Here is a 22,369-nt window from a genome sequence, read left to right as displayed (position 1 = left end):
GCGGGCTCCTGGGGTCGAGGGCGGACGACGGGTCCGCGAGCATGACGTGGAGCGTAGGGGCGCGCGGCCCGCGCAACAAGGCGGGCAGACATTCCGGTATGCCGACTACCCGGCTTGCGGGCCCAGGCCCGCCAGCCCGTTTTCGCAGGGTCGATTCGCATTTAAAAATGTCTGATCAGCGTATATCGCGATGGCGAATCCGGCGCATACTCGGTGCTCTCCCCCCGCCTGGCCGTCGCATGCCGGGCCCCGATGCGCCGCGCCACGGGCGCGGCCATGCCGCTCGGCACGCACGAGGAGCGCATGATGTCCGATTGTCCGCACGATCCGTACGCGCAGCACTACATTCATTGCTTGCCGTTTGGCGCCCAGCCCTGTGGCGCGCTCTGCGCGACACCGCGCACGCATTTCCGCGTGTGGGCGCCGGGCAGTACGCAGGTTCAACTCGAACTCGATTCCGGCTCCGACCCGACGCTCGTGCCGATGGCGGCCGCCGGCCCGCACTGGTTCGAGGTCTTCGCCGACTGCGGTGCGGGTACGCGTTACCGCTATCGCCTCGACGATGCCGTGTCGATTCCCGATCCCGCGTCGCGCTCGCAACCCGACGGGCTCAACGGCCCGAGCGAGGTCGTCGATCCGCGCGCGTTCACGTGGCGCAACACGTTCTGGCGCGGGCGTGCATGGGAAGACATCGCGCTCTACGCGATCCGGCCGCATGCGGTGGGCGGTTTCGACGGCGTGCGCCGCCGCCTGCCGCGGCTCGCGCGGCTCGGCGTGACCGCGCTGGAGCTGCTCGCGTCGCCGCACGACAGCCTGCCGTTCGCGCCGCTCGCGGCCGAAGGCGGCCCCGACGCGCTGAAGGCGCTGATCGACGACGCGCACGGCTACGGGCTCGCGGTGCTGCTGGAACTCGACTACGCGCGCTTCGGCAGCGGCACCGATGCGCTGCGCCACTACGCTGCGCCGTTCTTCCATACGCGCGACGATCCGCTGCAGGCCGCGCCGCTGGCGCTCGATCATCCGGAAGTCTGCGATTTCTTCTGCGACAACGCGCTGTACTGGATCGACGAATACCGTTGCGACGGGCTGCGCCTGCGCGAGGCCGACCGGATCGGCGTGTCGTGGCTGCGCGAGATCGCGGACCGCGTGCGCGCGGCCGTGCCGGCCGACCGGCTCATCCATCTCGTGCTCGGCAGCGAGCGGCATCCCGCGCACCTCGCCGATACCCATTTCGATGCGCAGTGGAACGGCTGCGGCGAACGCGCGCTGCACCGTCTGACGGGGCGCGATCCGTCGGCCCACGAAGGCATTTCCGCGCGCCAGTCGATCCACACGCTCGCGCGTGCACTGACCGCGGCCGGCGCGGCGTTCCAGCCGGCCGCGTCGGGAGAGGGCATCGCGGCCGACAGCGGGCTGGCGCTGACGTCGCTCGTGCTGTCCGATGGGGCGTGGCGCGACGGCGGCCCGGGCGACCCCGCGCAGGCGTCCGGCCTCGCGGCGCTCGCGCTGTCGCTGCTCACGCCGCAGATCCCGCTGATCTTCGATGAAACCGCGCGCGACGCCGATCGTGCGCATGTCGTGCAGTCGGCGCTCGCGGTGCGCGCGAAGCTGATCGCGCCGCGGTTGTCCGATTGCCGGCCGCAGGATGCGCATGCGCTGAAGGCGGACGGCGACGGCGATGCCGACGCGCTGCTCGCGTCGTGGCGGCTCGCCGACGACGAGACGCTGACGATCGCATTGAACCTGTCGCCCGACGCGGTGCGGTTCGACGCGCCGCGAGGGCGCGTCGTGTTCGAGACGCCGGCACGTGCGCGCGACCGCGTCGATGAAGGGGAGTTGCCGCCGTATTCGCTTGTTGCGTGGCTCACGGGCGACGTCAACCACTATGCGCTGACGCACGACGCGCGGCGTATCGACGACGGTTCGTGGCGCGGCATGCGTCCGAACCTGAACGCATGAGCGGATGACGGCGTGAGGGTTGGAAGGCCGGGCGCATGCGCACCCGGCTGCGCGGCGGGCGATCCCGGACTTACCAGAACCCGCGAATGCCCGCGATGCCGTAGGCGCCGTGGCGGCGCGCGTCGTCGAGATGCGTGCGCGTCATCCCGCCGAGCGCGAAAACGGGCATCGTGGCCTGCGCGGCCAGCGCATCGAACCGCGCCCAGCCGAGCGTTGCCGCGCCGGGGTGGCTGAGCGTCGGCAACACCGGCGACAGCGTGACGAAATCCGCGCCGATGCGGGCGGCAAGCAGCAGATCGTCGAGCGTGTGACAGGCGGCGGACACCCGCCGCTCGGCCGGCAACGGACGCTGCGCGGCGGCGCGCAACGCGGTGCCGTCGAGATGCCAGCCGGCGCCGTCGAGCCGCATCACGCCGGCTGCATCGATCGGCCCGTTGAGCATCAGCTGCGCGCCGGCGGCGTCGCAGCGCGCGAGCGCGGCGGCGGCGAGTGGCGCGAACGCGGCCGCATCGAGCGACTTCACGCGCAGTTGCACGAGCGTTTCGCCGCGCGCGAGCACGGCCGACAGCCGGTCGAGGAACGCCGCGCAATCGGCCGCCGACGCGGACGCCGGTTCCGGCGTGATCACGCAGCAGCGCGGCAGCGGCGCGGCCGTGCCGTTCATCGCGTGCGGCACTGTAGGGCCATCATTCGTCGGCCTCTTTCGCGACCTTCGGATAGACGCGCACGAGCACGATGCGCGGCCCGTTCATTTTCTTCACGACCACGTCGAAGCGGTCGAACGACACGCGTTGCCCTTCGGTCGGCAGGTCGCTCAACGCCTGGATCACGAGGCCGCCGACCGATTCCGCGCGGCCTTCGTCGATATCGATGCCGAGCGCCTGCTCGAGCGACACGACGGGCAGGCTGCCCTTGCCCATCAGCGTGCCGTCGTCGAGGCGGCTCCAGTCGGCATCGCCCTGGCGGAACTCGTCGTGGATCTGGCCGACCAGCGCGCCGAGCAGGTTGTCGAGCGTCAGGAAGCCGATCGGCTTCTCGCCCTTGTTGCCGACCAGCGCGAAGTGCGGCGCGCCCTTGCGGAAGCGGCGGAACAGGTCGAGCGCCGGCGTGTCGGGCCGCACGTACTGCACGGGGCGCACGTAGTCGGACAGGTCTTCGAGCGCGGCGCCGGCATGACGCGCGAGCAGCAGGTCCTTCAGGTGGATCAGCCCGCTCACCTGTTCGCGCGACGCATCCTCGAACAGCGGATAGCGGCTGAAGCGGTGCCGCGCGACGATCTCCATGTTGTCGGGCAGCGGCAGGTCGCGCCGCAGGCCGATCATTTCATGGGCCGGCCGCATCAGGTCCGACACGGTCATCGACGAGAAATCGAGCGAATGCGCGAGCGTGTTCCACTCGTCGTCGCTGTACGTGCCGCGCGCCGGTTGGGCGGCATTGCCGGCCGTGCTGCGGCGGCTGCGCAGGATCAGCTTCAGCTCGTCGGTCGAGTAGTGCGCGTCGCTGCCGTGGTCGGCCGACAGCCCGGCGAGCCGCAGCACCGCGTTGGCGCTGGAGTTGAGCACCCAGATCGCCGGATACATCGCCCAGTAGAACGCATACAGCGGCAGCGCGACCCACAGGCCGACCTTCTCGGACTGGCGGATCGCCATCGATTTCGGCGCAAGCTCGCCGACGACGATATGCAGGAACGAGATCAGCGAGAACGCGAATATCAGCGAGATCAGGTGCACGACGCGTTCGGACTGCACGCCGATCAGGTCGAGCACCGGGGCGAGCAGTTGCGCGAACGCCGGTTCGCCGACCCAGCCGAGGCCGAGCGACGCGAGCGTGATGCCGAGCTGGCACGCGGAAAGGTACGCGTCGAGGCGGCCGTGCACGATGCCGAGGATGCGGCCGCGCAGGCCGTGCTTGCGGGCCAGTGTCTTGACGCGCGTGGCGCGCAGTTTGACGAGGCCGAATTCGGCCGCGACGAAGAACCCGTTGAGGGCCACCAGGAACAACGCGCCGATGAGCGCGAAGATCTGTAACAAAGAATCGCTCCGGTTATGACAGGCCCATCAGTATAGAGCCGGAAAGGAATTTGTAATGTACTGGACGGCCGAATACTTACACCGGCGCCTCGCAGGGGACGGAGAAGGTGAGGGTGGCCGCCGCACCGTCGGCGAACGCGGTATGCGAGAACGTGCCGCCGTGCGCGAGCGCGACGCGCTGGCACAGCGCGAGGGTCCATGCGACCCGCTTCGCGTCGCGCTCGCGCAGCATCTCGCGCCGGGCGAACGCCTCGAACGCGTGCGGTTGCGCGGGATCGGCGAGGGCGGCGGCATTCACGGTGCAGGCGGCGCGCGCGGTGAACCGGGCGCCGTCGCGCGCGCATTCGAACGTCACGCGTGAGCCGGCGGCGCTGGCTTCGACGGCGGTCGTCAGCATCGTCCACAGCGCCTGCGCGATGCGCTCGCGGTCGGCGGACAGCGACGGCGCGCCGTCGTCCGGCAGCGTCGCGTCGAGCGCGACCTGCCGCGCGTCGGCGAGCGCCGCGCGCACGAGCGCGAGCGTGTCGTCGAGCAGCGCGCGCAGCGCGAACGGCCGCGGCTCGAGGGCGAGCGTGCGGGTTTCCGCGCGCGGCGCGTCGAGCACGTCGTCGATCAGCGCAACCTGCTGGTCGATGCCCGTGCGGATGCCCGCGAGCGCGCGCTGCAGGTTTGGATCGGCATTGGCGAGCTGGCGCTCGAGCACGTACGCCCAGCTGTGCATCGCGTTGAGCGGGCTGCGCAGGTCATGCGACGCGGTGGAGAGCGCCTGATCGCGCAGGAACAGCGCCGCCTGGGCGGCGTAATGCGCTGCGCGTTCGCGCAGCAGGTCGGCGGCGGGATCGACGGAAGTGGACGTCACGGAGCTGGCCTGTCGGAAACGGTTGGCGTGGAAGTCACGCGAATCGCCATTATAGGGACGGTGCGTGTCACGCCGGCAGCGCGTCCTCGTCCTTTTTCCGGGCGTCGCCGTTCGGCAGCAACTGGCAGGCGAGCAGGCCGGCCAGCATCAGCGCGCAGCCGACGAGCGCGCGCAGCGTCAGCGTTTCGCCGAGCGCGGCCCAGCCGGCGAGCGCCGCGAACACGCCTTCCATGCTGAAGATCACGGCCGCGTGCGCGGGCGCCGCGTCGCGCTGCGCGACGACCTGCAGCGTATAACCGACGCCGACCGACAGCAGCCCGCCGTACAGCAGCGTCGGCAGCGCGCCGCGCAGCATCGCGACGCTGACCGGCTCGACGGCGACGCCGACCGCGAGGCACGCGATGCCGCACACGAGGAACTGCAGGAACGCGAGCACGAGCGGATCGTGCCGTTTCGCGAGATGGCCGACGGCCATCACGTGCGCGGCGATGATGACGGCGCCCGCGAGCTGGAACCAGTCGCCGTAGAGCACCGAGAAATGCTCGTCGATGCTGAGGAAATACAGGCCGATCGCCGCGAGCAGCGCGCCGAACCACGTGCCCGCGCCGATCCGGTGGCGCGCGAACACGCCCATCAGCGGCACGATCACGACGTACAGCGAGCTGATGAAGCCGGCGTTGGCGATTCGCGTGTATTGCAGGCCGAATTGCTGCAGCGAGATCGATACCGCCAGCAGCCCGCCGAGCGCGACGCCCGGCAGCAGCAACGCCGGTTCGCGGCGGATCGCCGCGCACTGCGCGCGCGACGGCGCGTTGAGCATCAGCAGCGGCACCAGCACCAGCGCGCCGAGCAGGAAGCGCAGCCCGGTGAACAGGAACGGCCCGATCACGTCGAGGCTCAGCCGCTGCGCGACGAAAGCCGAGCCCCAGATCGCGGCGGCGGCGAGCATCAGCAGGTTGGCGCGGAGGTGCTGGCGGGCTTCGGGCTTCATCGGAATTCTTCTGGAGATTGCGGACGGCGAAACCCGCTAGTTTACGCCGAGATTGCAAGGCTGTCGGCGAACCGGCGCAGCGCGGCCGCGGCCCGGGCGTCGCGTACGCGCGAATACAGCACGACCTGCGATTGCGGCAGCGGCGGCAGCCCGAATTTCGCGCCGACGTCGACCAGCGTGCGCGGTGCGACGCGCCGCGCGAGCGGGCAGACGGCGAGCCCGGCCGCGGCCGCCGCCGTGACCGCCGCGACGCCGCCGCCGATGAAGCGTTCGCGCCACGGCCGCGCCGCACGGTCGAGCGCGCGCAGCGCGGCGGCCCGCACGCCGCACGGGCCGGCCAGCACCGCGAGCGGCAGCGGCTCGCCCGCGCGCGGTGCCCAGTCCGGTGCGGCGAGCCAGGCCAGCGGTTCGGTGAACAGCAGCGTGCCGTCTTCGCGCGGCGGATCCTCGCCCGGCTCGTGCCGCACGATCGCCGCGTCGAGCCGGCGTTCGTCGTATTGCGCGAGCAGGTTCGTCGACGTCCCGAGATGCATTTCCAGCGACAGCCCGGGGTCCTGCCGATGCAGGCTCGTGAGCACCGCCGGCAGGTCGGGCACCGCGACGTGCTCGCTGACGCCGAGCGACAGGCGATACGTACCGGCCGAGATCGCGCCGAGCGCGTGCTCGTGCGCGTCGAGCAGAGCGCGGGCGGCCGGCAGGAAGTTCTCGCCGTCGGCCGCCAGCTTGACGACGCGCGGCGTGCGCGCCAGCAGCGGCTTGCCGAGATGGGCCTCCAGGCGCTTCAGCTTCAGGCTGACGGCCGATTGCGTGGTGCCGAGCGCATCGGCGGCGCGCGTGAAGCTGGCGAGATCGGCGACCAGTACGAACGCACGGACCGCATCGAGATCGAGTACTTTCATTTCAAGTGTAAATGAATGAAATAAGCATCAATGACTGTTCATTATAGTTCGGCGCGCCTAACCTGATGCCGTGTTTCCGTTTCTTCCACGTCAACTTCACCGACAGGAGCAGGACCATGCCATTCACCCGTATCGCCGTACGCGAAGGCAAACCGGCCGCCTACCGCGCGGCGCTCGTCGACGGCGTGCATCGCGCGCTGATGCAGACCTTCAACGTGCCCGAGGACGACATCTTCATGGTCGTGACCGAGCATGCGGCCGAGAACTTCGTGTACGGCCGCCATTACCTCGACATCGAGCGCAGCGACGATCTCGTGATGATCCAGATCACCGCGAACAACACGCGCACGCTCGAGCAGAAGCGGGCGCTGTACCGGACGATCGCGGAGAACCTCTCGCAGCAGCCCGGCGTGCGCCAGCAGGACGTATTCATCAGTCTCGTCGAGGTGCTGAAGGAGGATTGGTCGTTCGGCAACGGCCTCGCGCAATACGCCGTTTGATATCCGACAGGCGACAGGGCCAGATCGCCGCCGGCACGATTTGACGGCGTGTACTATGGAAGCTGCTTCACGGGCGACGCCGGCGGGGTCGATGCGCCGGCGATTCTTCTTGTGCAGGAGCCTTCATGTCGCGTGTGCTGGAAATCGTGTTGTCGCTGTCGCTGGAAGGGTGGCCGGTCAAGCCCGCGGGTCGCGCCCGCGGCACGCAGCGCGACTTCGGCGCCGAGCTCGTGCGCGCGTGGCGGATCTGCCCGCAGGTGCGGATGCGGCGGGGTCATGAACGCGTGACGATCGAGCCGTGCCAGATCGAGGAGGCCGAGGCGAGCCCCGGCGCAAGCTGGTGGACCTGGGTCGAATCGAACGCGCACGGCAGGCGTGTCGTCGCGTCGCGCACGAAGGCGTTCGCGCCCGGCGTCACCGCGCGCGAACTGTTCGATGCGGAGCATGCGGGCATCGTCGTTGCGATGCCGCTGCCGGTATCCGTGACGACGACCGCAGCCGATGCCGACGCACCGACGGGCGAAGTCGACGGCGTCGCGCCTGACGCCGCCGCGCCCCCGGCGGCGGGCGAGCAGCCCGATGCGCCGGCGCTGCGCCTCGTCAGCGAACGGCGACGCGGGCGGTGGGCCGACGACAGCGGCGTCGTGGTCGAGATGACGCTCGACGACATCACGCTGTCCGGCGGCGGCGAGCCGCCGCGCCGCTACGTCGAGTTGCGGCTTGCCGCACCCGACTGGGAAACCGTCGCCGCGCGCACGGCCGCGCTGCACGCGTTGTTTGCCGCGGCGCGCGAGCTGAGCGGCGCGTGGCCCGCCTTCGTGCAACTGACGAGCGTGATCGACCGCGCCTGCGCGGGCGGCCCGGTGGCCGGCGGGCTGGTCAAGGCGCAACCGGTCGACCTGACCGGCATCCGCACGCAGCGCGCCGCGCTGTTCGCGCTGTCCGGCGACATCACCGCGCAGTGGCTCGGCAACGAGGGCGGCGTGCTCGAGCGCGACGATCCCGAATTCGTCCACCAGATGCGCGTCGCGCTGCGCCGCCTGCGCACGCTGATGCGCTTCTTCCCGCGTTTTGCCGACCGCCAGTGGCGCGACACGCTCGGCGTCGACCTGCGCTGGCTCGCCGGGCTGCTCGGCACGGTGCGCGACTGGGACGTGTTTTCGACCGAAAGCCTGCCCGCGCTGATCGCGGCCGACGGCGGCGACGGCGACTGGGACGGCACGCTCGACGCGGCACGCGCGCAGTCGACGACCGCGCGTGTCGAGCTGCGTCAGGCGTTGCATTCGGCCCGCTACGCGCGGCTGACGCTCGGCTGGCTCGAATGGCTGAGCACGCTCGCGCTGCCGGCAGCCGAGGGCGGCGCCGCGCCGCCGCTGCGGCGGCATGCGGCCAAGCGCGTGCGCCGGCTGTTCGGCCATCTCTATGCGTCGCCGTCGCTCACGTCGCTCGATACGGCCGCGCGCCACCAGGTGCGGATCGACGCGAAGCGGCTGCGCTATGCGCTCGAATTCTTCGCGTCGCTGGCGTCGCGCCGCACGCGCAGCGAAACGGTCAAGACGCTCACGCGCGTGCAGAGCGTGCTCGGTGAAGCGAACGACGCGATGGTCGCGCTGCATCACCTCGAGCAACTGGGCGCGCCGCCGTACCAGCTCGGTTTCGTGCGCGGCTATGGCGCGGCGCTCGAACAGCGCGCGGCGCGCGACGCCGAGGCGCTGCTGGCCGGCCTGCGGCCGCCGAAGCTCGACGGCAAGCCGGGCCGAGCGGCGCGCTGACTATAATGACCGCCCGTTTCCCATACGCCGCCCGATGACCGACGCACCGCACGCTTCCCCATCCGCCGAACCGCTCGAACTGGGCGGCGAGCTGTGGCTGCGCGCCGGCGAGCAGACGCTCGGCGGCGCAACGCGCATCGCGCTGCTCGCGGCGATCGGCGATACCGGTTCGATCACGCGAGCGGCGAAGGCCGTCGGCCTTAGCTACAAGGCCGCGTGGGATGCGGTCGACACAATGAACAATCTTGCCGGCGAACCGCTCGTCGCGCGTTCGACGGGCGGCAAGGGCGGCGGCGGCACGACGCTGACGCCGCGCGCGACGTCGCTGATCGCCGCGTTCCGCACGATCGAGCGCGAGCATCGCCGCTTCATCGAGGCCGCGAGCGCGGCCGTCGCCGGTTTCGACGTCGACTGGGCGCTGATCGGCCGGATCGGGATGAAGACCAGCGCGCGCAACCAGTTGTTCGGCAAGGTTGCGTCGATCGTGCGCGGCACGGTCAACGACGAGGTGACGCTCACGCTGCCCGGCGGGCAGCCGGTCGTTGCCGTGCTCACGCACGAAAGCGCCGAGGCGCTCGGCCTGCGCGAAGGCGCGGAGGCCTGCGCACTGGTGAAGGCGTCGTGGGTCGTGCTGGCGGTGGACGATGACGGGCCCGACCTGAAGGTGTCCGCGCGCAACCAGCTGAGGGGCCGCGTGGAAGCCGTCGTGGCGGGTGCGGTGAACAGCGAGGTGACGCTGGCGCTCGACGGTGGCGGGACGCTGACGGCGGTTGTCACCCACGACAGCGTCGCGGCGCTGCAACTCGACGCGGGCCGGCCGGCGATCGCGCTGTTCAAGGCGTCGAGCGTGATTCTCGCGGTGACGGGCTGACGCAGCGGCTCGGGCGGCGCGCGTCGAAGATCGCGCGACGGACGGGGCGAAGCCGGCGTCGCACGGCACGTGCACGGCACCGACTTCGTTTCCGTTTTCAGCCGGTGCCGCGCCGCGCGGCTTCTCTCAGGCGCCCACCCGCCTGCCGCGACCACGGCCTCGCGCGCTCAGCTGACGCGCGTCGGCCACCCGGCGTGCGGCGGGGCCGCCTGCACGCGTCCTTCGCTCAACTGCACGACCTGGTCGCCGAATGCGGCGACGTCGTCGGGGTCGTGCGAGATCAGCACCATCGGGATATCGAGCCGCGCCTGCAGCTCGGCGAGCTCGTGGCGCATGCGCTGGCGCATCGCGCCGTCGAGCGCCGCGAACGGCTCGTCGAGCAGCAGGATCCGCGGCTGCGCGACCAGCGCGCGCGCCAGCGCGACGCGCTGCTTCTGCCCGCCCGACAACTGCGACGGATACTGCCCCGCGAGCGTTTCCAGGTCGAACGCGCGCAGCCAGTACGCGACCTCGGGCGGCACCGTCTTCGCGCGCGGATTGCGCAGCCCCGACGTGAGCCCGAACGCGATGTTCTGGCGCACGTTCAGATGCGGAAACAGCGCGTAGTCCTGGAACAGGTAGGCGACGCGGCGGTCGCGGGTCGGCACGTCGATGCGGCGCGCGGCGTCGAACAGCGCCTCGCCGTTCAGCGTGATCGCACCTTCGTCGGGCGACAGCAGTCCGGCGATCGCCTGCAGCGTCATGCTCTTGCCCGCGCCGGACGGCCCGAACAGCACGACGCGCTGCGTCGTCGCGGTGAACGACACGTCGAGCGTGAAGCGGCGCTCGGCGTTTGCGTAGGTCTTGCGGATGTCGACGACGAGGCTCATGTGGGCCTCCGCCGCAACGATCGGGCCGCGGAGCGAGACGGACGGCGCATGCGCTTCATGTCGGCTGGCTCCGTCGGGCGCGCGACGGCACGAGCCAGCCGGTCGCGAGCAGCACGAGCATGCAGGTGATCGACGTCACGAGCACGAGGAAGTTGGCCGTGTGGTCGTCGCCGGCCTGCACGGCCGCGTAGATGGCGACCGACAGCGTCTGCGTGCGGCCGGGCAGGTTGCCCGCGATCATCAGCGTCGCGCCGAACTCGCCGAGGGCGCGTGCGAACGCGAGCAGCGCGCCGGCGAGAATGCCGCGCGTGGCAAGCGGCAGCGTCACGCGGAAGAACACCGCGACCTCGCCGAGCCCGAGCGTGCGCGCGGCGCGCTCGAGATGCGGATCGACACCCTCGAACGCGGCGCGTGCCGACTTCAGGATCAGCGGAAACGCGACGACCATCGACGCGATCACCGCGCCTTGCCACGTGAAGACCAGCTCGATGCCGAGATCGTCGAGCCACGCGCCGAACACGCCGCGCCGGCCGAGCAGCACGAGCAGGTAATAGCCGAGTACCGTCGGCGGCAGCACGAGCGGCAGCGTCAGGATGGAATCGACGACATCGCGCAGCGGCGAGCGCCAGCGCGCGAGCACGAACGCGGCCGCGACGCCGAGCACGATGTCGAGCGCGGTTGCCCAGCCGGCAACCTTCAGCGACAGCAGCAGCGGTACCCAGGCGTCTTGCATCGCGCGCCGCTCACTTGCCCGCGGGCTTGAAGCCGAACGTCGACAGCACGGCCTGGCCCTGCGGCGACGCGACGAAGTCGATGAACGACTGCGCCTGCGCCGCGTGCCGGCTGTCCTTCACCACGGCGATCGGGTAGGTGATGGCCGTCCTGGTCGGCACCGTCAGCGCGACCTTCACGCGGCCCGGCATGATCGCGGCGTCCGTGCCGAACACGAAGCCCGCGTCGACCTCGCCGCGCGCGACGTAGTCGAGGCTCTGGCGCACGTTGGCGGCCAGTACGCCCTTCGCGCTGACGGCGTCCCACACGCCGGCCGCGCGCAACGCGCCTTCGGTGTAGCGGCCGACCGGCACCGATGCCGGGTCCCCGTACGCGATGCGCTTCACGCCGGGGGCCGTCAGGTCGTTCAGCGACGCCGGTGCCGCCGTGCGGCTGTCCGCCGGCACGATCAGCACGAGCGAGTTCGCCGCGAAATCGCGGCGCGTGCCGGGCGCGATCACCTTTTCGTCCACCGCGCGATCCATCGCCTTCTGGTCGGCCGACGCAAACACGTCGGCCGGCGCCCCCTTGGCGATCTGCTGCATCAACACGTCCGACGCGCCGAAGTTGAACAGCACCTTGGTGTCTGGGTGTTGCTTCTCGTACGCCTCGCCGACGGCCTTGAATGCATTCGTCAGGCTGGCGGCCGCCGATACGACCAGTTCGTCGGCGGCGGAAGCGGGCGCGCTGAACGCGATGCCGGCGGCGGCAAGCGTGGCGATCGGCAGCAGGCGGAGCAGGGTGCGGCGAAGCGGACGGACGGTTGGGCGCATGGCGGATTCGTTTTTGAATGGGTGGAAACCGTAATCGTAATATAGGGCGGGTTATAACGCTCGACATACCGCTCATGCGACGGCGCGCATGAAATGGTCAGACCTGGAACGGGGCGGCCGGGCGGCCCGTCACGTGCGCAGCGCGTGCGCCGACGATTCGGTGCGCTGCAGCGACGACGGCTGTGACGCGGGATGGTAGTTCGGGTTGGCCTTCCAGCGCGCGCGGACGAACGGGCGCTCGTGGCCGGACAGTTGCAGCGCGACCTTGGTGACCCAGCGATGCGACGGCACCGTGATGCCGTGCAGCGCGACGGTGACGATCGCGAGGCTCGCGACGACCGCCGGCACCGACCAGCGGTGCGGCACCGCGCGCCACGAGCCGGCAATGAACGCGAGCGCGGCGATCGCGCCGACGATGCAGCCGGTGATCGATTCGGACGGCGAATGCGCGTCGAGTGCGACGCGCGACACGCCGACCGCGATGCCGGCCGCGAGCCCGAGTGCGATGCCGGCGATTCTCACCGGCGTGCGCGTGCGGATCAGCGCGAGGAAGATCGCGACCGGATACACCGACGTCGACAGCATCGCGTGGCCGCTGAACCCCGTGAAATCCCACGCGCGGATGCCGATGCCCCAGCCGAGGAACGCGATCTTCGTGAGCGCCACCACGCCGATCGCGGCCGCCAGCACGGCGAGCCATGCGGCCGCGCGCCGCCACGAGTAACCGAGCGCCAGCCAGACGGCGATCGTGATCGCGAGCGGCAAGGTCAGGCCGGCGCCGCCGAACGCGGTGATCATGATCCACAGGTGAGACGACAGGTCGAACATCGGGAAGGGGACGGACGAAGGCGGGGAGAATGCTTAAATCAACGCGCGAGCCTGGAAGAACGACTACAACGGATACAAGCGGCGAAACCCCAGTATAGCGCCGCGTGTGCATGCGGCCCGTTTTTTGCGCCGCCGGGAACGACGCGCATGCAGGAAAAATCCTGGAAACAATGTTATGGTGCATTGCACAAAGTCGAACGATGCATCCGTTGCGGCGCCTTCATGGTGCCCCTATTTTTCCTGACTGCGAGCCCGATCGATGACCAAAAGTCTGACCAAGGTGTGGCTGGGCGGCATGAAACGCATGCTCTCTCCGGCCGCGAAGCGCGCGGCGCGCGATGCACAGCGCATCACACGCGACGCACTCGAGGCTGCGGCTTCTCCCGCCGCAGCCGATCTGTCCCCGCCACGCGAATCGCGCGTGCGCCCGCGTGCCGCCGCATGGGCGGCGGGCGAGTGGACGCGCGGCGAATACCCGATGGCGCCCGCGCTCGGGCGCCTCGTCCAGCATCTCGCGTACGGCCTGTATGTGCCGCCCGGCCGCCGGCGCGGCGCGATGCCGCTCGTCGTGATGCTGCACGGCTGCCAGCAGTCCGTCGACGAATTCGTGCAGGGCACGCGGATGAACCTGCTGGCCGACAAGCACGGTTTCGCGGTGCTGTATCCGGAGCAGTCGCTGCGGGCGCACGCGCACGGCTGCTGGCACTGGTATGAAGATACCGACCGTGCGGGCCGCGGCGAGGCGAACGCGGTGGCTTCGCTGGTCGATGCGCTCGTCGACGAACACGGTTTCGATGCGTCGCGCGTCTACGTGGCGGGGCTGTCGGCCGGCGCGGGGCTCGCGTCGCTTCTTGCGCTGCACCATCCGGACCGCTTCGCGGCGGTGGCGCTGCACTCGGGCCCCGCGCTCGGCGAGGCGAATTCCGGCATCACGGCGATGGACGTGATGCGGCGCGGCCTGCGGCAGAACCCGGCCGCGGTGATCGACGCGCTGGTCGATGTGGCCGCGTATCCCGGCATGCCCGCCCTGATCGTCCAGGGCGACGGCGATCACGTCGTCGCGCCGAAGAACGCCGACCAGCTGACGGTGCAGTTCATGCGCCTGAACGGGCTGGCCGATGCCCGCGGCGCACTGCGCGGCGGCGAGCGCGTCGAGACGCGCGAAGCAGGCGCGCAGATCACCGACGTCTGCCGCGACGGCGAGCCGGTCGTGCGGCTTTGTCACGTAAAAGGGCTCGATCATGCGTGGGCCGGCGGCGACGACGCCGTGGCGTTTCATGCGGCGGTCGGCCCCGATGCGAGCGCGATGATCTGGGCTTTTTTCGAGGCGAATCAACGGACTGTGGCGACCGAACGACGCATCGTCTAAGCAACGCTGGCCAAAGCCTAGGGTTTTCCCTATAATTCGGGAAAACCCTAGTCCAAGACCATTGAAAGCGAGATCGCCATGTACCTGCTGAGCCACCTCTTCCTGATGCTGACCAAGAACGCCGAAAAGGCCGCGAAAGAGCGCGCCGACGCGTACCTGGCCGATGCCACCGACATCTACGATCTCGAATTCCGCATGCGCAAGATCGATCGCGAAGCGGCGATGAATCGCCCGTACTCGATCGGCTCGCGCTAAGCAGCGCAGGCGGGCACGCTGGCCCGCCGTTTCGACGAATCGCGCAAAAGGGCGCGTGCGGCAAGTGGCCGCACGCGCCCTTTTTGCGTGGGCGGTCCTGCGTCGCGTCAGACGACCGTCAGGCGCACCGGCACGTTGTTGCGCGTGGCGTTCGAATACGGGCACACGTGGTGGGCCTTTTCGACCAGCGCCTGCGCGTCGGCCTTGTCGAGACCGGGCAGCGATACGCGCAGCTCGATGTCGAGCCCGAAGCCGCCGGCGTCGTTCGGGCCGATACCCACTTCCGCCGTGACCTGTGTATCGGCCGGCAGCGCCTGCTTGTTCTGGCCGGCGACGAATTTCATCGCACTCAGGAAACAGGCCGAGTAACCTGCGGCAAACAGCTGCTCCGGATTCGTGCCTTCCGCACCCGTGCCGCCGAGTTCACGCGGCGCGGCCAGCTTCACTTCCAGCTTGTTGTCGGCGGAAACCGCGCGGCCGTCGCGGCCGCCCGTGCTCGTGGCGCTGGTCTTGTACAGAATGTTCATCGTGCAGCTCCTTGTCGGGAAAAGAGGAAAAGCGGTCCGGTCAAACGGGATGTCGCCGGCCACGCATAAAATATAGAACACTAATCATTAGTGTGCAAATGAAATTTGCAAGAAAAACCCGGCAGCGCCGGGCCGGTCGGTCGGCGCGCGCGTATCAGCGTTCGTTGGCGGCCGACAGCGCGTCGCGCAACTGCTGGAGGTCGGCGCGCAGCCGGATCAGGAATTCGGGCGTCTGCTGCATGGCGCAAAAGAGATCGGCGGGCACCGAGCGTGCGCGATCCTTCAGTGCGTGGCCCTGCGGCGTGACGCGCACGTTCACGACGCGTTCGTCGGCTGCGCTGCGCACGCGTTCGACGTAACCGAGCGCCTCCAGCCGCTTGAGCAGCGGCGTGACGGTCGCCGGGTCGAGATCGAGCCGCGCGGCGATGTCCTTCACCGCGATGTCGTCGCGCTCCCACAGCACGAGCATCGCCAGATATTGAGGATAGGTCAGCGACAGCTTGTCGAGCAGCGGCTTGTACGCCTTCGTCATCGCGTGCGAAGTCGAGTACAGCGCGAAGCACAGTTGCTCGTCGAGCGTCTGGGGCAGGGCGGGTAGGCGGTCCATGAGTCGAAGGGCGCGGTAGACGCGCAAACAATTTGCACACAAATTATTTTGCGCGCAAAAAATCGCATTGAACAGGGGCGCCCGGCGAGGGTTTGCCGGTAGTGGAGGCGGGAAAGGGGAGATCGGCGGTGCGCCGGGTGGCGACCCGGCGCGATGAACGGCGTGCCGGCCGGCGCCGTGCGCCGGCCAGGGGTGTCAGCGGCCCGACGTGGCCGTCGGCGCGCCCGGCTCCTGCACGCCGAAGCAGCCGCGATAGGTCGCGTAGAACGAGCAGTACAGCATCGTGACGATGATGATCGTCACCGGCATCATGATCGTCAGCGCGTAGGCGCCGGCGCCGAGCGCCTGCAGCAGCAGCGACAGCGCGAGCGACGTGCCGAGCGCGACGGCGAACCACAGCATGCCGTACACGACGAACGCGCCGCGATTGCGCCAGCAGCTGACGACGCTGAAGAACAGCGCCTTCGCGGGCGGCACGTCATGCCATGCGACCAGCACCGGCGCGAACCAGAACAGCATCGCGACCGGCAGATAGAGCAGCGTCGCGAAAAACAGCGCGCCGAGCGTGCCTTGCGCGGCCAGCGATTCCGGCGTCGCGCTGGCTTCGTCGGCCGCGCCCATCATCACGTGGAACAGCGCGCCGCCGTCGACGAACGACGAAGCGGCGAACACCAGCACCATCGACGCGACGTAGATCAGGCCGAGCACCAGCAGCCGCTGGGTCGCGACGGTACCGTACGAGCGGAAGCCGTCGACGAGGATCGTCGGCATCACGGGTTTGCCGGCCACCGTGTCGCGGCACGCGGCCATGAAGCCGACCGCGATGCCGGGGATGAAGACCAGCGGCAGCGCCGAGCCGATCACGGGCACCATCGACACCAGCGTGATCGCCAGCAGGTACGTGAAGAACAGCGTGATGAAGGCGAGCGGATTCCGGCGGAACAGCCAGACGCCTTGACGGAACCAGACATAGCCCGTTTTGGCGGGCACTTCGATCAGTTGCATGCGGTTTGGATCTCGGGAAGCGCGGGCGTATGCGCGATGCGCTCGCGCAGGATGCGTTCGAAATGACCGGGGTCGTGCGGCTTGAGCATCTCGGCCGCACGCGGCAGGTAGAAGTCGTACAGGCGCGATACCCAGAAGCGGTACGCGCCCGCGCGGAGCATGTCGCTCCAGTGGCGCCGCTCCTCGGCCGTGAACGGTCGCACGGTCTGGTACGCGCGCAGCAGCGCATCGGCGCGCGCAGCGTCGAGCACGCCGGTCGCGAGGTCGACGCACCAGTCGTTGACCGTCACCGCGACGTCGAACAGCCACTTGTCGCAGCCGGCGAAATAGAAGTCGAAGAAGCCGCCGAGCCGCACGTCGTGGCCGGTGCCGGGCGCCGCGTGCGCGAACAGCACGTTGTCGCGGAACAGGTCGCAATGGCAAGGGCCGGCCGGCAGCGCCGCGTAGTCGTCCGACGCGAAGAAGGCCGCCTGGTGCGCGAGCTCGCCTTCGAGCAGCGCGCGTTGCGCGTCGGTGATGAACGGCACGATCGCCGGCACGTTTTCCTGCCACCACGGCAGGCTGCGCAGGTTCGGCTGGTGGTTCGGATAGTCGCGCCCGGCGAGGTGCAGGCGCGCGAGCATCTGCCCGACCTCGATGCAGTGTTCGACCCCCGGCGCGAGTTCCGCCGCGCCGTCGAGCTTCGTGACGATCGCGGCCGGCTTGCCGTGCAGCTCGCCGAACAACGCGCCGTCGTCACGCGGAATCGGGTCCGGCACCGGCACGCCGTGGCCGGCCAGGTGGCGCATCAGGTCGAGGTAGAACGGCAGCTGTTGCGCCGAGAGCTTTTCGAAGATCGTGAGGACGTACTCGCCGCGCGTCGTCGTCAGGAAGAAATTGCTGTTTTCGATACCGGACGGAATGCCGCGGAACGCAAGCACGTCGCCCAGTTCGTAGTGGCGCATCCATTGCGCGAGATCGGAGTCGGAAACAGCAGTGAAAACGGCCATGCGGGATGCGTCAGGTCAGGGTGTCGGCACGCGGGCGGCGTGCGTCGCGACAGCAGGTGAAGGGAGGCGGCGTGCCGCGAACGATGCGGCGGGCCACGGAATCAGTAGCGCAGATTCAGCGACGGCAGCCGCGTGATCGGGATGCCCGCGTCGTGCGGCTTCGGCGACGTGTCCGGCGTCGAGCTCATCTGGTAGCGCGTGCCGAAATTCGACTTCACGTCGATCTCGACCGGCTTGCCGCGGTCGCGGTACTCGGTGACCTCGGTGCCGTTCTTGCTCTTTTCGTGGAAGCTCGGCGTGCGGCGGATGTCCGCGAAGTCCACTTTCGACGTGACTTCGGCGCCCGGCCGGTTGATCTTGCGGAGATCGGGCAGGCCGGCGGCCTCGTTGGCCTCGGCCCGGGCCTGCGCGTCGGCGTCAGGCGTGCCGCCGGCGGCGTAAGCGGCGCTGGCGGCGGCAAACGCGGCGGCAGCGACGACGAGAATGAGCGGCTTCATGATGAGTCTCCAGTGAACCTACCGATTTTAGCAAATACTGCGCGCCATCCGGCCCTGGCGTGCGCAGGGCCGGCCACAAGGGTGACCGGGTTCCGTGGTAATGTCGTTCGATCAGACGAGGTGATGAAAATGAAGAACGATTTGAGCCGCCGGCACCGCGTGCTGTCGCCCGACAGCCCGTCGGTCGAGGCTTTCGACGACCCGATCGCCGCCGTTGCGCGGCTGTCCGCGATTTACGACACGAATACCGGTTTCCTGCGCGACGCCTTCGCGCGCTATCGCCGCCACGAACCGATTACCGAGCACGTGCGCGCGTGTTATCCGTTCGTGCGGATCCGCACCGACGTCAACACGCACGTCGATTCGCGCCGCTCGTACGGTTTCGTCGCGGGCCCGGGCGTGTTCGAGACGACGGTCACGCGCCCCGATCTCTTCGCGAACTACTATCGCGAGCAGTTGCGCCTGCTGTCGAAGAACCACCATGTCAAGATCGAGATCGGCGTGTCGTCGCAGCCGATTCCGATTCATTTCGCGTTTCCGGAAGGCATCCATCTCGAGGGCGAGCTCGACCGCGACCGCCTGCTCGCGATGCGCGACATCTTCGACACGCCCGACCTGTCGTATCTCGACGACCGTATCGTCAACGGCACGTTCGAGCCGGCGCCGGGCGAGCCGCATCCGCTCGCGCTGTTCACGGCCGCGCGCGTCGATTTCTCGCTGCACCGGTTGCGTCACTACACGGCGACGTCGCCCACGCACTTCCAGAACTACGTGCTCTACACGAACTATCAGTTCTACATCGACGAATTCGTGAAGCTGGGCCGCACGGTGATGACGGAAAGCGACGATCCCGAGGTGCGCGCCTACCGCAGCCAGTACAGCGCGTTCGTCGAGCCGGGCGATGTCGTCACGTACAACGCGAACCTCGGCAGCGAGCCGTCCGAGGGCGCCGCGCCGCCGCGCCTGCCGCAGATGCCCGCCTATCACCTGAAGCGCGCGGACGGCAGCGGGATCACGATGGTCAACATCGGTGTCGGTCCGTCGAACGCGAAGACGATCACCGATCACATCGCGGTGCTGCGTCCGCACGCGTGGGTGATGCTCGGCCACTGCGCGGGGCTGCGCAACACGCAGCGTCTCGGCGATTACGTGCTCGCGCACGGTTACGTGCGCGAGGATCACGTGCTCGACGACGACCTGCCGCTGTGGGTGCCGATTCCGGCGCTGGCCGAAGTGCAGCTCGCACTCGAGCGCGGGGTGGCCGACGTCACGCGGCTGGAGGGCGCGGAACTGAAGCGCGTGATGCGCACGGGTACGGTCGCGAGCGTCGACAACCGCAACTGGGAACTGCGCGATCATCGCGAGCCGGTGCAGCGGCTGTCGCAGAGCCGAGCGATCGCGCTCGACATGGAAAGCGCGACGATCGCCGCGAACGGCTTCCGCTTCCGCGTGCCGTACGGCACGCTGCTGTGCGTGTCGGACAAGCCGCTGCACGGCGAGCTGAAGCTGCCCGGCATGGCCGACACGTTCTATCGCGGGCAGGTCGACCAGCATCTGCAGATCGGTGTGAAGGCGATGGAGATCCTGCGGACCAACGGGCTCGACAAGCTGCATAGCCGCAAGCTGCGGAGCTTTGCAGAAGTGGCGTTTCAGTGACGTAAATGCCGGCCCCGGCCAGGATGCGCGTCGCGATGGTCGACGCAACCGCCTACCGGGGCACGGCCGCTTTCCTTCTGCCAACCGCCGTCAGCGAACGACGCCGGCAGCCGGTTCGTGAAACCCGTTCCGATCCGTTTCCCGCATCGAATCGCGCACGACATCGACGACCCGGCCCGCATCCGCGCGCCGCTTGGTCGCCAGGCGTTGTTCCCCGAGCGCCCGCAATGCCGCGCCACCGAAATACTCCATGATGTCCGGCAGGCGACGCACCGTGCCGCGGCTGCCCCAGCAGCCGTCGTCGATTTCCGTTGGAAAGACCCACACGCGTGTCGCGACGGCGTCGACCGCCGCGCCTTCCGCGCGTGCGACGGCGGCGGTCACGTCGGCGATCAGCGCCGCACGCGCGGCGTCCGTGTACTGTCCTTCGGGCACGGTCGGCACGATCCGGTAGAGCGGCGCAGGCGCGACGGCACCGGCGCGATATACGGCCGCCGGCCGATGGACGAAGATCCAGGTCACGTCCCGCACACGCGGATCGTCGGGATCGAGTCCTTCGTGACGGATCAGTGTCCCGGTCAGCTCGTTCATCAGTTGCGCTTCGGCGTGCGGCGCGAGTGCCCCTTCGGGGAGGGTGACGTCGATCATCGGCATGGCGGTGTCCTGGTTCGGTGGAGGCGGCGTCGCTCCGGTTCCGGCGACGTGAATCCAGTGTATGAACCGCATGCCGACGCGCGAAGTGGCGAAACTGCCATTCGACGATGCCATTCCCGACAACGTGTCCCGCGCCCGTTCCAGTCGGGCTAGCGCGCGAAACGACGACGATATTCGCCGGGAGAGATGCCGGTTTCGCGCTTGAACAGTTGCCGGAAACCGCTGATGTCCGCGTACCCGACGCGTTCGCACACCGCATCGATCGCGAGCTTCGTTTCCGCGAGCAGCCGCTTCGCGACTTCGATCCTGAGCGTCTGCAGATACCGGAGCGGCGGGGCGCCGACCGCATCCCGGAAGCGGCGATGCAGCGTGCGTTCGCTCATCGCGACGTGGTCGCTCAACCGCGCGAGGCTGAACGGCTCGCGCAGATGCTTTTCCATCCAGCGTTGCGCGCGCGCGATGGCCGGATCGTCGTGTCGATGGTGGCCCATCCGGTCGAGGTCGATGAACGAGTCCTGCGAGTCGCGGTTCGCGTCGATCAGCATGAGCCGTGCGACGGACGCGGCCAGGCGCGCGTTCGCCAGCTTGTCGACGACCCGCAGCGCGAGAGTCTGGTACGACGTGACGGCGCCGCCGCACAGGATCCCGTCCTGTTCGGTCAGGACGTCCGACGCGCGTAGCGCCACGTCCGGATAACGCGCGCGGAAGCTCGAGGCTTTCGACCAGTGCGTCGTGGCGACGCGGCCGTCGAGCAATCCGGCTTCCGCGAGCAGGAACGCGCCGGTGCAGTACGTCGCGATCAGCGTGCCGCGCGCGTGTTGCCGGCGCAGTGCATCGAACAGCGGGGCGAGCGGTGCGGGCCGGTCCAGCAGCCGGTCGAGATCGGCGACGAACGGACCCGTGAGCCAGATCGCGTCGGCGCGGCTGCCGCCGTCGATTGCGCCGTCGACCGGAAGGAGCTGGCCGGAGGCCGTGCGCACGGGCCGTCCATCGACCGATTCGACGCGCCAGCGGAACGGCGCGGCCGCGTGGCCGGGCGGCATCGACGACGCGAGATGGTTGGCCGCCGTCAGGATGTCGGTCGGCGCGGCGATGCCGGACGCGAGGGCGTGGTCGACGGCCCAGATTCGGATGAGCGGCATGAGTGGCGGAAGGGGCCCTGGACGAGGGCAATCCTACCATTCGGCCTCATGCGATATCGGCTGCCGAAAATCAAACGGCCGCCCGGCGGCGAAGCGCGCGGACGGCCGTGCGTAGCGGGTGAACGTGCAGTGTCGCTCAGCACTCGCCCTTTTTCGCGTGTCCCGGCGGGCAGTGATAACCGCGACGATCGTCATGACCGCGATAGCGCTGGTGATCTTCCCACTCGCGACGTTCCCAGTAGCGGCGGCCGTCCCAGTAGCGGTCGCCGTGCCAGCCGACGATGACCGCCGGCGCCGGGGCGACCACGACGGGCGCGGGCGCGACGACGACCGGCGCGGGTGTGCCGATGTTGACGTCGACGTTGACGGCATGGGCGAGGCCGGACAGCGAAAGGCCGAGGCCGGCGAAAGCGAGGGCGATCAGCGAGCGTTGCATGTTCTTTTCCGTGATGTCGTTGTAAAGAGGCCGGCACGACGCGATGGAAGCGAGGGGGATCGTTCCACCGGGGGGAACGCCGCGCCGACAGAATGCAGTGTGCGGGCACG

At 69.3% G+C, this 22,369-nt stretch carries 24 protein-coding genes; 7 read left to right on the top strand and 17 right to left on the bottom strand.

The window, feature by feature from the left end; translation table 11 throughout:
• The first annotated feature begins 306 nt into the window (after window positions 1–306).
• Window positions 307–1,959, top strand: a complete 1,653-nt coding sequence (locus AC0KUR_RS01990; protein WP_473375461.1) for a DUF3459 domain-containing protein — start codon at window positions 307–309, stop codon at window positions 1,957–1,959.
• Between the two features lie 70 nt (window positions 1,960–2,029).
• Here the strand turns inward: AC0KUR_RS01990 and AC0KUR_RS01985 are convergent, their stop codons facing one another.
• The 5 genes from AC0KUR_RS01985 to AC0KUR_RS01965 form a co-directional block, all read right to left on the bottom strand.
• Window positions 2,030–2,623, bottom strand: a complete 594-nt coding sequence (locus AC0KUR_RS01985) for a thiamine phosphate synthase (protein ID WP_124668818.1) — start codon at window positions 2,621–2,623, stop codon at window positions 2,030–2,032.
• A 22-nt stretch (window positions 2,624–2,645) separates the two neighbouring features.
• Window positions 2,646–3,989: a hemolysin family protein gene (locus AC0KUR_RS01980; protein WP_034185715.1), complete on the bottom strand. Its 1,344-nt coding sequence runs from the start codon at window positions 3,987–3,989 to the stop codon at window positions 2,646–2,648.
• Between the two features lie 76 nt (window positions 3,990–4,065).
• Window positions 4,066–4,848, bottom strand: a complete 783-nt coding sequence (locus AC0KUR_RS01975; protein ID WP_059558430.1) for a sensor histidine kinase — start codon at window positions 4,846–4,848, stop codon at window positions 4,066–4,068.
• Between the two features lie 67 nt (window positions 4,849–4,915).
• Window positions 4,916–5,839, bottom strand: coding sequence for a DMT family transporter (locus tag AC0KUR_RS01970; RefSeq protein WP_473375271.1), 924 nt, complete (start codon window positions 5,837–5,839; stop codon window positions 4,916–4,918).
• A gap of 41 nt (window positions 5,840–5,880) precedes the next feature.
• Window positions 5,881–6,738 (bottom strand): LysR family transcriptional regulator, encoded by an 858-nt coding sequence (locus AC0KUR_RS01965; protein WP_034185718.1) that lies wholly within the window; start codon window positions 6,736–6,738, stop codon window positions 5,881–5,883.
• A gap of 116 nt (window positions 6,739–6,854) precedes the next feature.
• Here AC0KUR_RS01965 and AC0KUR_RS01960 point away from each other — a divergent pair, with 116 nt between their 5' ends.
• The 3 genes from AC0KUR_RS01960 to AC0KUR_RS01950 all read left to right on the top strand — a co-directional run bounded on the left by AC0KUR_RS01960 (window position 6,855) and on the right by AC0KUR_RS01950 (window position 9,881).
• Window positions 6,855–7,238, top strand: a complete 384-nt coding sequence (locus tag AC0KUR_RS01960) for a tautomerase family protein (RefSeq protein ID WP_034185719.1) — start codon at window positions 6,855–6,857, stop codon at window positions 7,236–7,238.
• A gap of 125 nt (window positions 7,239–7,363) precedes the next feature.
• Complete coding sequence (locus tag AC0KUR_RS01955; RefSeq protein WP_473375270.1) at window positions 7,364–9,010, top strand: CHAD domain-containing protein; 1,647 nt, start codon at window positions 7,364–7,366, stop codon at window positions 9,008–9,010.
• A 34-nt stretch (window positions 9,011–9,044) separates the two neighbouring features.
• Entirely contained in the window at window positions 9,045–9,881 is an 837-nt protein-coding gene (locus AC0KUR_RS01950; RefSeq protein WP_200086658.1) for a TOBE domain-containing protein, read from the top strand.
• Between the two features lie 167 nt (window positions 9,882–10,048).
• Here AC0KUR_RS01950 and AC0KUR_RS01945 read toward each other — a convergent pair whose 3' ends face one another.
• The 4 genes from AC0KUR_RS01945 to AC0KUR_RS01930 all read right to left on the bottom strand — a co-directional run bounded on the left by AC0KUR_RS01945 (window position 10,049) and on the right by AC0KUR_RS01930 (window position 13,122).
• On the bottom strand, window positions 10,049–10,750 hold the full coding sequence (locus tag AC0KUR_RS01945) for a sulfate/molybdate ABC transporter ATP-binding protein (RefSeq protein ID WP_034185722.1): 702 nt from the start codon (window positions 10,748–10,750) through the stop codon (window positions 10,049–10,051).
• Between the two features lie 55 nt (window positions 10,751–10,805).
• Complete coding sequence (modB, locus tag AC0KUR_RS01940) at window positions 10,806–11,483, bottom strand: molybdate ABC transporter permease subunit (protein ID WP_034185723.1); 678 nt, start codon at window positions 11,481–11,483, stop codon at window positions 10,806–10,808.
• 10 nt (window positions 11,484–11,493) lie between these two features.
• The gene (gene modA / locus AC0KUR_RS01935; RefSeq protein ID WP_034185724.1) at window positions 11,494–12,294 is read right to left on the bottom strand and encodes a molybdate ABC transporter substrate-binding protein; all 801 of its coding nucleotides are present in this window, start codon (window positions 12,292–12,294) and stop codon (window positions 11,494–11,496) included.
• A 129-nt stretch (window positions 12,295–12,423) separates the two neighbouring features.
• Entirely contained in the window at window positions 12,424–13,122 is a 699-nt protein-coding gene (locus AC0KUR_RS01930; protein WP_034185725.1) for a phosphatase PAP2 family protein, read from the bottom strand.
• Between the two features lie 259 nt (window positions 13,123–13,381).
• Between AC0KUR_RS01930 and AC0KUR_RS01925 the strand changes: the two genes are divergently transcribed.
• Window positions 13,382–14,491, top strand: coding sequence for an extracellular catalytic domain type 1 short-chain-length polyhydroxyalkanoate depolymerase (locus AC0KUR_RS01925; protein ID WP_124609078.1), 1,110 nt, complete (start codon window positions 13,382–13,384; stop codon window positions 14,489–14,491).
• 78 nt (window positions 14,492–14,569) lie between these two features.
• Window positions 14,570–14,746 (top strand): DUF3563 family protein, encoded by a 177-nt coding sequence (locus AC0KUR_RS01920; protein WP_069245880.1) that lies wholly within the window; start codon window positions 14,570–14,572, stop codon window positions 14,744–14,746.
• A 107-nt stretch (window positions 14,747–14,853) separates the two neighbouring features.
• On the opposite strand, the gene AC0KUR_RS01915 is transcribed toward AC0KUR_RS01920, so the two are convergent.
• From AC0KUR_RS01915 to AC0KUR_RS01895, 5 genes are all read right to left on the bottom strand, one after another.
• Complete coding sequence (locus AC0KUR_RS01915; RefSeq protein WP_034185184.1) at window positions 14,854–15,273, bottom strand: organic hydroperoxide resistance protein; 420 nt, start codon at window positions 15,271–15,273, stop codon at window positions 14,854–14,856.
• A gap of 154 nt (window positions 15,274–15,427) precedes the next feature.
• Entirely contained in the window at window positions 15,428–15,880 is a 453-nt protein-coding gene (locus tag AC0KUR_RS01910; protein WP_473375269.1) for a MarR family winged helix-turn-helix transcriptional regulator, read from the bottom strand.
• Between the two features lie 195 nt (window positions 15,881–16,075).
• The gene (locus tag AC0KUR_RS01905; RefSeq protein ID WP_034185728.1) at window positions 16,076–16,885 is read right to left on the bottom strand and encodes a BPSS1780 family membrane protein; all 810 of its coding nucleotides are present in this window, start codon (window positions 16,883–16,885) and stop codon (window positions 16,076–16,078) included.
• On the bottom strand, window positions 16,876–17,874 hold the full coding sequence (locus AC0KUR_RS01900) for a homoserine kinase (RefSeq protein WP_034185729.1): 999 nt from the start codon (window positions 17,872–17,874) through the stop codon (window positions 16,876–16,878). Before AC0KUR_RS01900 ends, AC0KUR_RS01905 begins: the two co-directional genes overlap by 10 nt.
• A gap of 101 nt (window positions 17,875–17,975) precedes the next feature.
• Window positions 17,976–18,371, bottom strand: a complete 396-nt coding sequence (locus AC0KUR_RS01895) for a hypothetical protein (RefSeq protein WP_021160838.1) — start codon at window positions 18,369–18,371, stop codon at window positions 17,976–17,978.
• 129 nt (window positions 18,372–18,500) lie between these two features.
• On the opposite strand from AC0KUR_RS01895, the gene AC0KUR_RS01890 reads away from it, so the two are divergent.
• The gene (locus tag AC0KUR_RS01890; RefSeq protein ID WP_473375268.1) at window positions 18,501–20,027 is read left to right on the top strand and encodes an AMP nucleosidase; all 1,527 of its coding nucleotides are present in this window, start codon (window positions 18,501–18,503) and stop codon (window positions 20,025–20,027) included.
• 90 nt (window positions 20,028–20,117) lie between these two features.
• Here AC0KUR_RS01890 and AC0KUR_RS01885 read toward each other — a convergent pair whose 3' ends face one another.
• From AC0KUR_RS01885 to AC0KUR_RS01875, 3 genes are all read right to left on the bottom strand, one after another.
• On the bottom strand, window positions 20,118–20,681 hold the full coding sequence (locus AC0KUR_RS01885; RefSeq protein WP_226226847.1) for a Tautomerase enzyme: 564 nt from the start codon (window positions 20,679–20,681) through the stop codon (window positions 20,118–20,120).
• A 149-nt stretch (window positions 20,682–20,830) separates the two neighbouring features.
• Window positions 20,831–21,823, bottom strand: coding sequence for a GlxA family transcriptional regulator (locus AC0KUR_RS01880; RefSeq protein WP_473375267.1), 993 nt, complete (start codon window positions 21,821–21,823; stop codon window positions 20,831–20,833).
• Between the two features lie 136 nt (window positions 21,824–21,959).
• Window positions 21,960–22,259, bottom strand: a complete 300-nt coding sequence (locus tag AC0KUR_RS01875; protein WP_034185731.1) for a hypothetical protein — start codon at window positions 22,257–22,259, stop codon at window positions 21,960–21,962.
• Window positions 22,260–22,369 lie beyond the last annotated feature (110 nt).

The organism is Burkholderia sp. YHN3-13 (assembly GCF_055810675.1).
This window is presented reverse-complemented; position numbering and strand designations above follow the sequence as displayed.